Here is a 12,902-nt window from a genome sequence, read left to right on the forward strand (position 1 = left end):
AGGAAGGGAAGAAGAGGGGGGCGGTTCCTACCGGCGCCAGAGCGGGGCGACGTACTTCGCGTACAGCCATTCGCCCAGCGGGAGTTCGCCGAGGTCGACCTGTGCGGCTCCGACCCGGTCGGCGGGGGCCTGGCCGACGGTCAGCGGGAGGCTGACGACGGGCATGCGCACCGGGGTGGCGGCGACCGGGAAGAAGGCCGACATGGGCGCGGTGGTCTCGGTGCGGGTGGTCGCGGCGACGCTCGCGGTGCCGGTCTGCTCGCGGGTCATCAGTCCGGCCCGGTAGAAGCGGACGGCGGAGTCCGGGCGTACGGATGACAGGTCGGCGGTGTTCGGCAGGACCAGGTCGACGCGGCCGCCGTCGTGGGCGACGTATCCGGCGGCGACGGTGTGCGGCGCCTTGACGAGGACCAGCGCGGCCCCGGCGGCCCCGGTGAGGAGCACGGCCGCGGCGATGACCCGCCACAGCGGGGCGCCGGCGGTGCGGCCCTCGGTGGCGAGCTTGCCGAAGCCGAGTCCGAGGCGGTAGACGAGGTAGCACAGGGCCATCAGGACGGTGCTGGTGCCGACGGCGCCGAGCCGCTGGAGCAGGTCGGACCAGAGGGTCAGGGCGCCGGCGATGACGTAGAGGGGAAAGGCCGTGCAGGCCAGTCCGAAGGCGACGGCCCAGCGGCGGCCGTCCAGTTCGCGTGCGTGGTCGCGGCCGCCGAAGAGGATCCGGGCGAGGAAGCGGCGGGCGTCGGTCATGGCCCGGTCGCGCAGGTGCGGGACGTCGAGGTGGCTCATCAGGGCGATGTAGCCGTCGAGCTTCACGAAGGGCAGCAGGTTGACGACGCCGCTGAAGTAGGTGGCGACGGCGAAGACGAGGACGGCGTCACGCAGGTCCGAGGGGCCCAGGAACAGGGCGCTCAGGGCAGCGGCCCCGGCGATCACGGTCTGCGTGGCGATGCCGGCGAGGGCGACGCGGACGCGCTGTTCCTTGCGGGAGAGCCGCCAGCCGTCGGAGACGTCGCAGAAGAACGCGGGCGACATGTAGAAGAGCATGAAGCCCATCCGGCTGGGCCGGCCGCCGTAGTAGGTGAGGACCGCGCCGTGGCCGACCTCGTGGACGGCGGTGGTGGCGAGGACGCCGGCCATCACGCCGAAGTAGGCGTAGAAGGGGAGCGGCCTGCCGAGCGCGGCGTCGACCTCGGGGGTGAGCAGCGCGAGGGCGAGGATCCCGCCGAGGACGAACAGCGCGGCGACGGCGGCCGAGGTGCGTCCGGCGAGGAGGCGGATCACGGGGGCGAGGCGGGCGAGGACCCGCTCGGGGTGCAGCACCGTGAACTGGAGGGTCATCGGCGGCACGAAGCGGAACCAGGTGCTTCGGCGTTCGGCGGGCTTGCCGTCGTCGAGGACCTTGGAGTCGGCGAGCTTGTGGACGGCGGTGCCGACGTGCTGCGCGGTCCACGGTGGGCCGAGGACCTCGGCGAGGCCGGTGTGGTCGAGGGTGCCGTCCATGGCCCGGACCAGGCGCGCCATGTCGGGCTGGAGGCGGAAGTGCTGGTGGTTGCCGCGCTGGAGGACCCAGGGGGCGCCGCTCTCGATGGGCTCGTGGATCTCCACGTTGGCGGCGATGCGGGGGCGTTCCAGGAGTGCGGGGTCCCAGTCGTCCGCGGCGGAGGCCGTCGGCTTGGTGGCGGCCGGCTTGGTGGCGGCCGGGTTCGGGGCCGCCTTCCGGATGAGCGTCTTGGTGGACATGGTGGGATCACGCCTTAGATGACGTCGCGGGAGAGCAGCAGCTGGCGGGAGGCGGTCCCGGCGGCGGCGAGCCAGCCGGCGAGGACCAGGAGCGCGAGCGGTACGGAGAGCAGCTCGGGCTTGCCGTCGAGGTAGACGGAGCTCATCGCGATGGTCGGCAGGTAGGCGGCGACCTTCGGGGCGAGTGCCTGCAGGCCCGGCTCGACGAGGAGGGTGAGCGCGATGACGGTGACGACACTGGCGAGCTGGTTGCGGATGATCCAGCCGAGGAGCGCGCCCCAGGGCGCGGCGATCACGTTGACGGTGACGACGCCGAGGACGATGCGGGTGGTGTGGCCGGTCCAGTCGCCGTCGTAGCCGAAGTGGCCGGGGAGGGTGAACGCGCACAGTACGGCGAGGCCGGCGGCGAGGACTCCGTTGAGGAGTCCGACGGCGGTGGCGACGAGGGCCTTGGCGGACAGCAGGCGCAGCCGGCCGCCGCTGAGGAGGACCGAGCGGGCGATGGAGCCGGTGTTGTACTCGCGGGTGACGAGGATGGCGCCGAACACGGCGGACATCAGGAAGGTCATCATCCACGCCTGGGCCATGTCGTCGGTGACGGCGGCGGCGGTGGTCTTGCCGAGGGTGATGGCCTCGTCGCCCGTGGAGGCGTAGCCGAAGCAGGTGAGGAGGGACATGAAGATCCCTGCGGTGGCGAGGATCAGCCAGGTGCGGCCGGTCCAGGCCTTCAGCCACTCGCCGGCGAGGACGTTACGCATGGGTCAGCCTTTCGGTGCGCGCGGCGGTCTCGGCGTCTGCGTCCACCAGCGAGAAGAAGCGGTCCTCGAGGCGCTGGGCGCCGTCGGAGGTGAGTTCGGCGAGGGAGCCGGCGAAGCGCAGGGTGCGCTGGATGACGACGATGTCGTCGACGGTCTGCTCGACCTCGGCGAGGAGGTGGCTGGAGACCAGGACGGTGCGGCCTTCGGCGGCCAGGGCGCGCAGGGTGTCGCGCAGCCAGCGGATGCCGTCCGGGTCGAGGCCGTTGGCGGGCTCGTCCAGGATGAGGAGTTCGGGGTCGGCGAGCAGGGCGGTGGCGAGGGCCAGGCGCTGCTTCATGCCGGTGGAGTAGCCCTTGGCGGCGCGGTCGGCGCCGTCGGTGAGGCCGACGCGGTCGAGGACCTCGTCGACGCGGGCGTTGGAGACGCCGAGGGTGCGGGCCCAGATCCGCAGGTCGCGGCGGCCGGAGGCGCCGGGGGTGGGGCCGATGCCGTCCATGCAGACGCCGACGCGGCGGGCGGCGTCGGGGAGTTCGGTGTAGGGGCGGCCGAAGATGGTGGCGGTGCCGGAGGTGGGGCGGACCAGGCCGAGGAGCATGCGCAGGGAGGTGGACTTGCCGGCGCCGTTGCGGCCGAGCAGTCCGGTCACCCGGCCGGGGCGGACCTCGAAGGTGACGTCCTGCACGGCGGTGAACGGGCCGAACTCCTTGGTGAGGCCCGAGGCGCGGACGACGCCGGCGGCGCTCATCGCTTGCCCGCGGCGACGTTGGCGCCGACCTTGGCGGCGCAGGCGACGAGACCGAGGCCGATGACGCTCATGACGGCGATGAGCGCGGGGCCGGTCAGCTGTGCGTTGGCGACGGCCAGTGCCAGCGCGAGCAGCGCGGCGGTCGTCCCCAGCTGTCCGTTCGTCCCCTTGCGGGGGTTCTCCTTCGGCATGTTGGCTCCCTCTTCCTTCTGCTCGGTGCGTGTGGTGCGTGTGGTGCGGGGGTGGGGGTTCAGGGGGCCCGCGGCGGTGGCTTCCGCCACCGCCACGGGACCAAGTCACCCTGGGGGACCGGGAGTCCGGTCAGCTGTGAGCTCGGCAGCCGCTCGGGCTACCGGTGGGATCAGGTGGCGAGCGTGGCGCTCGCGACGGCGACACCGCTGATGACGAGGCCCTGCTTGAAGCCGGACCAGAAGGACGGGGCCTCCATGGCCTCCAGCTCCTGCATGCCCAGCTCCAGGTTGTCGGTGGCGATGTCCTGCTTCAGAACGTCCTGCATGGGGTTCTCCTGTTTCCGTGGGTGTTTCTCGGGTGGGTGGAAGGCGTACCGCCGTGTGCGGTACGGGCTTCTCAGGTGGCGATGATGGCCGCGGAGGCGACGTACGAGCCGTAGCCCGCCGCGGAGGCGACGACGACACCGGCGCTGACGCCGATACCGGTCCACCAGCCCGGGGCCTCCATGGCCTCCAGCTCCTGCATGCCCAGCTCCAGGGCGGGGAAGGTGTCGATCGCGAGGTTGTCCTGCATGGGTGTTTCTCCTTGTCCGTGCGGTGCGTTCAGTGGGAGGTGCGGGGTGTACCGCCGTGTGCGGTACGGGCTTCTCAGGTGGCGATGATGGCCGCGGAGGCGACGTACGAGCCGTAGCCCGCCGCGGAGGCGACGACCACGCCGGCGCTGACGCCGATACCGGTCCACCAGCCCGGGGCCTCCATGGCCTCCAGCTCCTGCATGCCCAGCTCCAGGGCGGGGAAGGTGTCGATCGCGAGGTTGTCCTGCATGAGAGGTACTCCTGTTCCGGATGTGTTGATCAGGGCGTGCTCTGTGCGTGGGATGTGCTCTGTGGGAGGCGTGCTCCCGCCCGCACCGCGCGGCCGTGCCTGCGGGTGCGGAAGCTGTCGGTCGTTCAGGCGGCCGCGTCGGCCAGCAGGCCGTACACGTCGTCGGTGCGCAGGCCGCCGAGCATCGGCAGTCCGGCGCCCCAGGCGCGGACGGTGCGGTGGGCGATGCCGGCGAGCCGGTCGGGGCCCGCGTCGATGCCGCGGTGGATCCCCCAGGAGTCGACGAGGGCTTCGATGCCCGCCGCCGGGTCCGCGGGGAGGTTCGCGGGGTCGGTGGCCCGCAGCCGGGTCCACAGGCGGTGCAGCCGGTCGGCGGAGCCGAGCCGTGCCTCGCCCGCGGAGATCGCCCGCCACAGGTGCGGCAGGATCGCCGCGACCGCGGTCATCTTGCGCACTCCGAGGGCGGAGGACAGTTCGTTGGCGATGAGCCAGCCCTTGACCGCGTACAGGTCGCGGCCGAGGTGGGCCCATTCGGCGTGGCTGAGGCCGCTGAGTTTGGCGATCTCCAGCCGCAGCCGGTCGTCGGTGGGGCGGCCGGCGCGGCGCGCGTCGCGCACCTCGTGTCCCAGCAGCACCAGCCGTTCGGCGATGGTCTCCACCAGCGCGTCCTCGGTGGGCAGGTCCCCGTGGTCGCCGACGTACGGGCTGACCACGCGGTGGAGTGCTTCGAGGACCCCTTCGGCGACGAGTTCGTCGTCGAGGGTGGCGGTGGCGAGCGGGTCCAGGACGGCTGCCCTGGGCCGCAGTGCGGTGCCCATCACCAGCCGCTTGCCCTGGCCGGGGTAGCCGAGGCAGGCGACGCCGCTGGACTCGGTGCCGGTGCCGACCGTGGTGGGTACGGCGACCAGCGGGAGTCCGTGCCGGGTGGTGTGGCCGAGGACCAGGAGTCCGCTGCGCTGCGGCACCGTGAGGCGGGCGTACGCGTCGGGGTTGGTCCGGATCAGGGCGGCCAGCTTGACCTGGTCGAGGAGGGAGCCGCCGCCGATGCCGACGAGGAGCTCGGCGTCCGCGAGCCGGCCGGCGAGCGCGGCCACCGATCCGAGGTCGCCGGGGCCGGGCAGCTCCAGCAGCGTCGTCTCGTACCGGTCCCCGGCGAGCAGGGTCCGGATCCGGTCGGTGACCGGGGCGGCGGCGACCGCCGGGTCCACGAGGACGGTGATCCGCCGCTCGGGGCGGCCGGTGAACCAGGCGCCCAGGCTGTCGCAGCCGATCAGCTGCTGCGCCGGGGCGTGCCAGCCGGCGCTCACGCCAGGGCCCCGGCCGGGGCGGCGGTCCGCGCCAGGTGGAGGTCCAGGCCGGCGGTGACGCAGGCGAGGAGTTCGGTGAGGTCGGCGTCGGTGCAGGTGAGGGCGGGGAAGAGCTGGATGCCGTTCACCCCGGGGTGGACGATGGCGCCGGCGTCCCGGATGGCGCGGACCAGGGCGTGGACCTGGTCCTGCGGGAAGGGGGTGCCGTCCGGGTCGCACAGCCGGACGGAGCGGAAGCAGCCGAGGCCGGTGGTGGCCGCCACCCGGGGGTGGTGGGCGACGAGCGCGTCGAGTTCGGTGTCGAGGCGCTGCGCCAGCCGCCTGCCGAGGGCGACCGCGTCGAGGCGGCGCATCTCGTCGAGGGTGGCGGTGATGGTGGCGCAGGTGACGGGGGTGCCGGCCTGGGTCTCGCCGTGGGTGAGCATGGCGCCGGCGTCGGTGAAGGCCTGCGCCACCTGGCGGGAGGCGATGACGACGGCGGCGGCGCTGGTGCCGTTGGTGAGTCCCTTGGAGGAGACCAGCAGGTCGGGCTGTTCGGCCCACTGCTGGGAGGCGAAGAGGCTGCCGGTGCGGCCGAAGCCGGTGGCGACCTCGTCGGCGACCAGCAGGAAGCCGTGTTCGCGGCGCAGCTCCAGCAGTGCGGCGAGGTACTCCTCGGTGAGGGGTACGGCTCCGCTGCCGAGGACGGGTTCGACGACGACGGCGGCGATCTGGGCGCCCTGGCGGGCCATGAGCGCGTTGAGCTCGGCGGGGTCGTTGGGGGCGACGTGGCGGACGAACCGCTGGTCGACTCCGTACAGCTGCTGGCCGAGGTCGTCGCCGGTGAGGGCGAAGCTGCCGAAGGTGAGGCCGTGGTAGCTGCCGCGCAGGCCTACGACGACCTTGCGGCGGGGTTCGTCGCGCAGGGCGTGGTAGTGCCGGGCGACCTTCATGACGAGGTCGTTGGCGGCGCCGCCGGAGGTGGAGAACAGCACCCGGCCGTAGTGGGCGGGGCCGGCCGCTTCGACGAGGGCTTCGGCGGCGCGGCGGGCGTAGGTGTTCTCGTAGCGGAAGACGGAGAGGTAGGAGGCTTCGCGGAGGGCTTCGGCGGCGGCCGCGGCGATGGCCTCGTTGCCGTAGCCGATGTTGGTGTTCCACAGGCCGCTGGAGCCGTCGAGGAGTTCGCGGCCGTCGGCGAAGCGGACCCGTACGCCGTGCGCGGAGACGGCGCAGGTGTCGTCGCGGCCCTGGTCCTGGGGGGCGGTCAGGGACGGCCACAGGGGGTGGTGGCCGGGGGGCGTGGTCGTGGTGTCGTTCACCGGGTCACCTCCGTTTCGAGCAGTACGTCGTGGTGGCGCTCGCCGACGGCGGGCAGCGGGTGGCGGGAGCGGACCGAGAACCCGGCGGCGGCCAGTTCGGCCTCCAGGAGTTCGGCGGGCAGGACGCCGATGGTGGTGGTGCACACCTGGACGGGGCCTTCGTCGCCCGCGTCGGCGGGGAAGAGGGTGACGGTGCGGCTGCCGGAGTCGGGCGTCCAGTGCTCGAAGAGCCGGTAGGCGCGTCCGCTGTCGGTCACGATCTCCATGTCGACCTCGGCGGGTCCCTCACCGGTGGCGGCCATGTCGACCGTCGAGAGCAGGAACCGGCCGCCGGGCTCCAGGTGTTCGCGGACGGCCCGGTAGAGGCCGGCGCGTCCTTCGGCGTCGAGCAGGGAGATGGTGGTGGTGCCGAGCACGATCGCGCCGAAGCGGCGGCCGAGGTCGAAGGCGCTCATGTCGGCCCGGACGGGCAGGCAGCGGGCGCGCAGTGCGGGCGGGGCGGCGGCGAGCCGCTGGTCGAGCAGCTCCAGCATGTAGGAGGAGAGTTCGAGGGCGGTGACCTGCCGGCCCAGGGCCAGCAGGGGCAGCGTGAGGCGCCCGGAACCGGCGGCGAGGTCGAGGACGTCGCCGGGGATGCGGCGGACCAGGGCGAGCAGCTCGCGCACCTCGTGGGTGCCGGTGCCGGCGAGGTCGTGGTAGACGGTCGCGCCGACCTCGTCGTACAGGTCGCACAGGACGGCCCGGCCGGCGAGGGAGGCGAGGAGTTCGCCGGCGCGTCCGGGGACGTCGGCGGGGGTGGGGACGCGGTGGCCCGCGTCGGACATCGGCTTGGTGATCGTCATCGTCGTCGTCATCGTCGTCATGGCGGTCAGTGCCCCGCCGTCACGAGTTCGGCCGCGGTCCGCAGGGTGACCCCGGCGTCCTCGAACCAGGCGGCGACCTGCTCCAGGCCCGCCCGGTCGGCGTAGGAGGCGCCCGCCTCCACCGAACCGGCGACGAGCAGCACCTCGGCGAGGCCGGCGGCGACCGGGTCGAGGCCGAAGGTGCGTCCGCTCGCCGGGTCGTGGACGAAGGCGTCCTCGCCCGACCAGAGCAGCAGCGGCAGCCGTGCGTCGGCGGTGTCCGCGGCGGTTTCGGCGGGGACCGAGGCCGCGGCGGCGTTCAGCCGTCCGCCGAAGCCGGAGACCCGTACGTCGGCGGCCAGGCCGCGGGCCCGCAGGTCGCGGATGGCGGAGACGGCCGTGAGGTAGCGCCCCAGCCAGGGGCGTTCGGCGGCCGGTCCGCCGTCGGCGGCGGCGGTGTCGAGGAGCCAGCGGGTGTCGAGCTGCTCCAGCGTGTCCTCGCCGAGGAAGCCGAGCGGGGTGCCGCCGGGGGTGGTGGACAGCCGGCCGTCCTGGTCCGCGTAGAGGCGGCGGCGGGGGCCGTCGCCGGCCGGTCCGGCGCCGAGGGCGGGCAGGTCGGCGAGCTGGATGACGGGGTTGGTGAGGAAGTCGGGGAAGGCGCCGGTCTGCCGGGCCTGGTCGGCGTCGGCGAGGTAGGCGTCGAGGTCCATGTCGTCGGCGACGCGGATGAGCGTCGGGCCGACCACGGACATGTAGGCGCTGACGCCGTAGTTCTGGATCTGGAGGTAGAAGTCGGTGCCGAGGGAGCATTCCAGGCCGGGTTCGCTCAGCGAGCCCTCGTATCCGGCGACGACGGGGCCGTCCGGGATTCCCGCGTCCGGGGTGTGGCCGGGGGCGAAGACCACCGAGTGCGGGCCGACGAGGTCGGAGCCGAGGAGCGTGGAAAGGTGGTCCGGATTCTCCAGGACGACGGTCGCGGAGCCCGTCGCGGAAAGCTCCGCTCCCGGCTTTCCGGTACCCCAGAGCATCAGATGCCGTTTGATTCCCGCCATGACTCCCCCTTCAAGGAATGCGAAGCAATGCGAAGCAATGCGAAGCGATGTGAAGCGATGTGAAGCGCTGTGAAGAGATTCGGTGGACGACCCCGGCCGGGGCCGGGTCGGGGCACGCCGGATCGGGGTCCGGCCGTGCTTGCAGCCGGACCCGGGTGTTCCGGGGTCAGGCCAGGGCGGACAGAATCGTCCTGAGTTCTTCGGAGGCCGCCTGCGGGCCGTGGCAATTGGCCACGCCGGTGACGTTCAGGACGACTTCGTCGACGCCCGCCTCCTCGTACTCCTTCAGCTGTGCGACGAGTTCCGTGATGTCGCCGCTGAGGAATCCGCGCCCTTCCACGAGGGCGCGTGCGTCCAGCTCCCGGTCGGTGCCGGTGATGCCGATCCCGGACTTGCGCAGCATGTCGATGTAGTGCGGCAGCCCCAGGTGCGCGGAGTTGCTGGCCAGCGCGATCTCGGCGGCCGTGCGGTCCTTCCTGGCGAGCGCCAGCGGCACCATCGCCGTCAGCCTGGGCACCGGCCGGCCGGCCTTCGCCGCGCCTTCGCGCAGCGCCGGCAGGACGGTGTCCCGCAGGTAGGCGGCCGGGGTCAGCCAGGTGATCGCCACGTCGGCGACCTCTCCGGCGAGCCGGGCCATCGCGGGCCTCAGCACTCCGAGCCCGATCTCCACCGGGGCGGAGGGGAAGGGCGCGAGCTGTGCGTCGCAGGTGACGTAGTCGCCTTCGACCTGCACGTGTTCCCCGGCCAGCAGGCCGCGCACGGCCGTCAGGTACTCGCGGGCCGCGGTCAGTGGACTGCGGTACGGGGCCCCGCGCAGGGCCTGCTGGAGGGAGGGCGCCCCGGGTCCGAAGCCGGCGGTCACCGGCTGCCCGGTGGCCAGGGCCAGCGAGCGGGCCTGGAGGGCGGCCTCGTAGGGGTGGCGCAGCGGCATGAGCGTCACGCCCAGCCCGGCCGGGACCCGGAAGCCGGCTCCCGCGGCGTGGACGAACCCCTGGTGGGGTTCGACCATCAGGGACTGTCCCTGCCAGAGCCGCTCCGCCTGGGTCCAGTGGACGAGGCCGGCGTAGGGGAGGATCTGTTCCGGCCGGGTCGGCAGGAACGGTATGAGTACCGAGTGGGTGGTCATGGTGTGGCTCCCTTCTTCCTTCCTCGTGCTCTGTTTCGGTGTGGCCGTGTGGCCGTGTCGTGGTGTGGCTCTCGTGTTAAACCCAGTCGAAGGTTTCGCGACGGTCGACGGGGAGCTTCACCTTGGTTCCGCAGTTCGTGAAGTCGATCTCGTCGAGTTCCACGACGGAGAGGAAGCAGCGGGCCTTGTCGGCCGCCTGACCGGACGCGGTGAGCTGGTCCTGGGCCGGCGGGTGGATGAAAGGCCCGGAGAAGGTCAGTCCGGCCGCGATCGCGAATCCCGCGGTGAGAGCGGCGATTCGGGTGCGCCCGCCGAGCTGGTTCTTCTTCATCGTTTCCCCCTGTGTGGATCGCCGTTGTTCCGACACAGAGAAGACTGCCGTTCGGTGGACCCGCTTTCGAGCGTTTCCGGACGCAGCTTCCTGCGTCGGCGTGTGCAACAAGCTGCACGGATGCTGGAACCAAGACCGGTGGGAACGCTTCCGTTACCCATGGCCAGCCAGTGTCGGCGTTCGTATGATCAGCCCACCGTGCTGACCACACGGGGCACCATCACTAGGGGGAACCATGCGCGCCGGAAGCCTCATCCACTTGGGGATGTCAGCCGAGGACGAAGACCTGTACAGATGCCTGCTCCGCCTGACGGAGGGCACGCCCCCCGTACTGGCCGAGCACCTCGGGGCGCCGGTGGACGAGGTGGAGGAGTGGCTGGGGCGGCTGGAGTCGATGGAGCTGACCTCCCTGGCCGACAACGGCAGCATCCGGCCGGCCCCGCCCGCGATCGCCGTGCAGCGGCTGATCGACCTGCGGCTGCGGGAGCTCCAGGAGGAGCTGCGGCGGGTGGCCGCCGAGCAGCGGGTGGTGGAGTCGCTGCTGGCTGAGCGGGACGCGGTGCGCCCGGCCGTGCGCGAGGCGTCGGAGCGGCCGGCCATCGAGCGGGTGGAGGGGACGCCCAACGTCCGGGCGGTGATCGACGAGCTGACCTTCTTCACCCGGGAGGAGGGGCTGACCACGCAGCCGCACGGGGCGCTGAGCGAGGCCAGCATCGAGGCCTCCCGGCCCCTGGACGCCCGGATCCTGCGGCGGGGCATCAAGATGCGCACGATCATGCGCCCGGCGGCGGTGGAGGACGCGCCGACGCTGGCCTACCTCCAGGAGATCTCGGCGATGGGGGCGGACATCCGGATCTCGGACAAGCCGCTGGAGCGGATGCTGGTCTTCGACCGGGCGGCGGCGCTGACCCCGATCGACCCGCAGAACCCGCGCCTGGGCGCGCTGGTGATCCGCGAGACGGGGCTCGTCGCGAACCTGGTGTCGCTGTTCGAGCGGATGTGGTCGGACTCGGTGCCGCTGGCCGAGGCGGTCGCGGCCCGGCAGGGCCCGGAGGGCGGGCTGAGCGAGATCGAGCGCAAGGTGCTGGCCACCATGTACCAGGCGGAGAAGGACGAGAGCGGGGCCCGCGAGGTCGGCGTGTCGGTCCGGACGTACCGCAAGTACGTGGCGGACCTGATGCAGCGCCTGGGCGCGACGAACCGCTTCCAGGCGGCTCTGCTGGCGCGCGACCACGGCTGGATCTGAGGGCCCCGGCCCGTACCGGCCCGTACCGGCGCTCACGCCGGTGCGGGCCGTTCCCGTCCGCCGACGGGGTCCCCGGCCGGGTCCTCTTCCTCGTCACCGTCGCCGTCGTCGTCGCAGTACGGACACCACGGCTCCAGCCGCTTGTGCGTGCGGCACGCCCAGCTCAGGGTCAGCGAGTAGAGCAGGGCGAGGCTGAGGAAGACGTTCGCCCGTTCCGCCGCGCCGTCCATGCCGAGCATCGCGTACACCGGGCCCGCGCCCAGCACCCACAGGGTGAGGGTCAGGACGGCGCCCAGCCAGAACCGCGGGTACGTCCCGGTCATGGAGTGGAACGCCCGCAGCGCCCAGCGCGCCCTGCCGGGCTCCCTGGCGGACTCCGCCGGGTTGAGGGGCATCTCCCGGACGCACTCCAGGCAGTGCGGCCCCTTCCGGTGCCGGCGCTGCATCACCAGGGGAACGACGATCAGGTACTGGGCGACCAGGACGACGCCCACGCCGGCGTCCGTCCCGTAGGTGGCGAAGAGTGCGACGATCAGGACGCCGAAGACCACGGTCTCCAGCGCGTCCCCGTAGTGCCGGTGCCTCAGCCCGGCCGCGCGCCTGAACCAATACGTCATGGAGAGACCACCTCACAGAACCCCCGCCCCCGCGGCATACCCCTGATGGTATGTATACCTCCAGTGGGATACAAGGGTGCTCGGTGATCTTCATCCGCACCCGCCCCGGCGCTCTTAGCCTGGGCGGCATGACGAACGACGACAGCGACGCCAGCAGCAGCAGCAGCAGCGAGTTCCACGGGGTCCTGCACTCCCTGCGGGTGTGGGACGTCCCGCTCCCCGGCTTCGACCCGGCGGGCGCGCCCGGCGCGCCGCTGGAACTGTTCCGGGAATGGTTCCTGCACGCCGCGCGGGCGGGGCAGCCGGAGCCGCACACGATGACCCTGGCGACGGCGGACGCCGGGGGGCGGCCCGACGCGCGCGTGCTGATGCTGCACGACGCCGACGAGCGGGGCTGGCACTTCGCCTCGCACTCCACGAGCGCCAAGGGCCGCCAGCTGGCCGGCCGGGCGGACGCGGCGCTGGTCTTCTACTGGCCGGCGGTGGCGCGGCAGGTACGGATCCGGGGCCGGGTCGCGGCCTGCGGGCCCGAGGAGAGCCGGGCGGACCTGGCGGTGCGCTCGCGCGGGGCGCTGGCGGCCGCGCTGACCGGGCGGCAGAGCGAGGTGCTGGGCTCCGCCGAGGAGCTGGCGCGTGCCTCGGCGGCGGCGTGGGAGCGGGCGGGGGCCGAGCCGGACGCGCCGGCGCCGACCTGGACCCGGTACGTACTGGAGCCGGCGGAGGCGGAGTTCTTCCAGGGCGACGCCGCGCGCCGGCACGTCCGCCTGCGCTACCGCCGGGCGGACGGCGGCGGCGGCTGGGTTCGGGAGCTGCTCTGGCCGTAG

General features: G+C 72.9%; 16 protein-coding genes. 2 read left to right on the forward strand and 14 right to left on the reverse strand.

The window, feature by feature from the left end; all coding sequences use genetic code 11:
* Positions 1-27 precede the first annotated feature (27 nt).
* From mpaP to OG553_RS14340, 13 genes are all read right to left on the reverse strand, one after another.
* Positions 28-1,740, reverse strand: coding sequence for a daptide biosynthesis intramembrane metalloprotease (mpaP, locus tag OG553_RS14280; protein ID WP_405979347.1), 1,713 nt, complete (start codon positions 1,738-1,740; stop codon positions 28-30).
* Between the two features lie 14 nt (positions 1,741-1,754).
* Positions 1,755-2,498: an ABC transporter permease gene (locus OG553_RS14285; protein WP_405979348.1), complete on the reverse strand. Its 744-nt coding sequence runs from the start codon at positions 2,496-2,498 to the stop codon at positions 1,755-1,757.
* Positions 2,491-3,243 carry an ABC transporter ATP-binding protein gene (locus OG553_RS14290; protein WP_405979349.1) on the reverse strand — a complete coding sequence of 251 codons (753 nt, stop codon included), beginning with the start codon at positions 3,241-3,243 and terminating at the stop codon, positions 2,491-2,493. The genes OG553_RS14285 and OG553_RS14290 overlap by 8 nt, the downstream gene beginning before the upstream one ends.
* Positions 3,240-3,434: a hypothetical protein gene (locus tag OG553_RS14295; protein ID WP_405979350.1), complete on the reverse strand. Its 195-nt coding sequence runs from the start codon at positions 3,432-3,434 to the stop codon at positions 3,240-3,242. The genes OG553_RS14290 and OG553_RS14295 overlap by 4 nt, the downstream gene beginning before the upstream one ends.
* A gap of 170 nt (positions 3,435-3,604) precedes the next feature.
* The gene (locus OG553_RS14300; RefSeq protein WP_405979351.1) at positions 3,605-3,760 is read right to left on the reverse strand and encodes a daptide-type RiPP; all 156 of its coding nucleotides are present in this window, start codon (positions 3,758-3,760) and stop codon (positions 3,605-3,607) included.
* Between the two features lie 71 nt (positions 3,761-3,831).
* Positions 3,832-4,008 (reverse strand): daptide-type RiPP, encoded by a 177-nt coding sequence (locus tag OG553_RS14305; RefSeq protein ID WP_405979352.1) that lies wholly within the window; start codon positions 4,006-4,008, stop codon positions 3,832-3,834.
* Positions 4,009-4,082: 74 nt separating this feature from the next.
* On the reverse strand, positions 4,083-4,259 hold the full coding sequence (locus tag OG553_RS14310) for a daptide-type RiPP (RefSeq protein ID WP_405979352.1): 177 nt from the start codon (positions 4,257-4,259) through the stop codon (positions 4,083-4,085).
* Between the two features lie 125 nt (positions 4,260-4,384).
* Positions 4,385-5,566 (reverse strand): daptide-type RiPP biosynthesis dehydogenase, encoded by a 1,182-nt coding sequence (mpaC, locus tag OG553_RS14315; protein ID WP_405979353.1) that lies wholly within the window; start codon positions 5,564-5,566, stop codon positions 4,385-4,387.
* Positions 5,563-6,864, reverse strand: a complete 1,302-nt coding sequence (gene mpaD / locus OG553_RS14320) for a daptide-type RiPP biosynthesis aminotransferase (protein WP_405979354.1) — start codon at positions 6,862-6,864, stop codon at positions 5,563-5,565. Before mpaD ends, mpaC begins: the two co-directional genes overlap by 4 nt.
* Positions 6,861-7,727 (reverse strand): daptide-type RiPP biosynthesis methyltransferase, encoded by an 867-nt coding sequence (mpaM, locus tag OG553_RS14325; RefSeq protein WP_405979355.1) that lies wholly within the window; start codon positions 7,725-7,727, stop codon positions 6,861-6,863. The genes mpaD and mpaM overlap by 4 nt, the downstream gene beginning before the upstream one ends.
* A gap of 5 nt (positions 7,728-7,732) precedes the next feature.
* The gene (gene mpaB / locus OG553_RS14330; RefSeq protein ID WP_405979356.1) at positions 7,733-8,758 is read right to left on the reverse strand and encodes a daptide biosynthesis RiPP recognition protein; all 1,026 of its coding nucleotides are present in this window, start codon (positions 8,756-8,758) and stop codon (positions 7,733-7,735) included.
* 166 nt (positions 8,759-8,924) lie between these two features.
* The gene (locus OG553_RS14335; RefSeq protein ID WP_405979357.1) at positions 8,925-9,884 is read right to left on the reverse strand and encodes an LLM class flavin-dependent oxidoreductase; all 960 of its coding nucleotides are present in this window, start codon (positions 9,882-9,884) and stop codon (positions 8,925-8,927) included.
* A gap of 76 nt (positions 9,885-9,960) precedes the next feature.
* Positions 9,961-10,215, reverse strand: coding sequence for a hypothetical protein (locus OG553_RS14340; RefSeq protein WP_405979358.1), 255 nt, complete (start codon positions 10,213-10,215; stop codon positions 9,961-9,963).
* A 265-nt stretch (positions 10,216-10,480) separates the two neighbouring features.
* Here OG553_RS14340 and OG553_RS14345 point away from each other — a divergent pair, with 265 nt between their 5' ends.
* Positions 10,481-11,461 (forward strand): LuxR C-terminal-related transcriptional regulator, encoded by a 981-nt coding sequence (locus OG553_RS14345; RefSeq protein ID WP_405979359.1) that lies wholly within the window; start codon positions 10,481-10,483, stop codon positions 11,459-11,461.
* Positions 11,462-11,493: 32 nt separating this feature from the next.
* Here the strand turns inward: OG553_RS14345 and OG553_RS14350 are convergent, their stop codons facing one another.
* Positions 11,494-12,078 carry a hypothetical protein gene (locus tag OG553_RS14350; protein WP_405979360.1) on the reverse strand — a complete coding sequence of 195 codons (585 nt, stop codon included), beginning with the start codon at positions 12,076-12,078 and terminating at the stop codon, positions 11,494-11,496.
* 128 nt (positions 12,079-12,206) lie between these two features.
* Between OG553_RS14350 and OG553_RS14355 the strand changes: the two genes are divergently transcribed.
* Positions 12,207-12,902, forward strand: coding sequence for a pyridoxal 5'-phosphate synthase (locus OG553_RS14355; RefSeq protein ID WP_405979361.1), 696 nt, complete (start codon positions 12,207-12,209; stop codon positions 12,900-12,902).

It is taken from the genome of Streptomyces sp. NBC_00158, from assembly GCF_045160885.1.
In the GTDB taxonomy this organism is placed as follows: domain Bacteria; phylum Actinomycetota; class Actinomycetes; order Streptomycetales; family Streptomycetaceae; genus Streptomyces.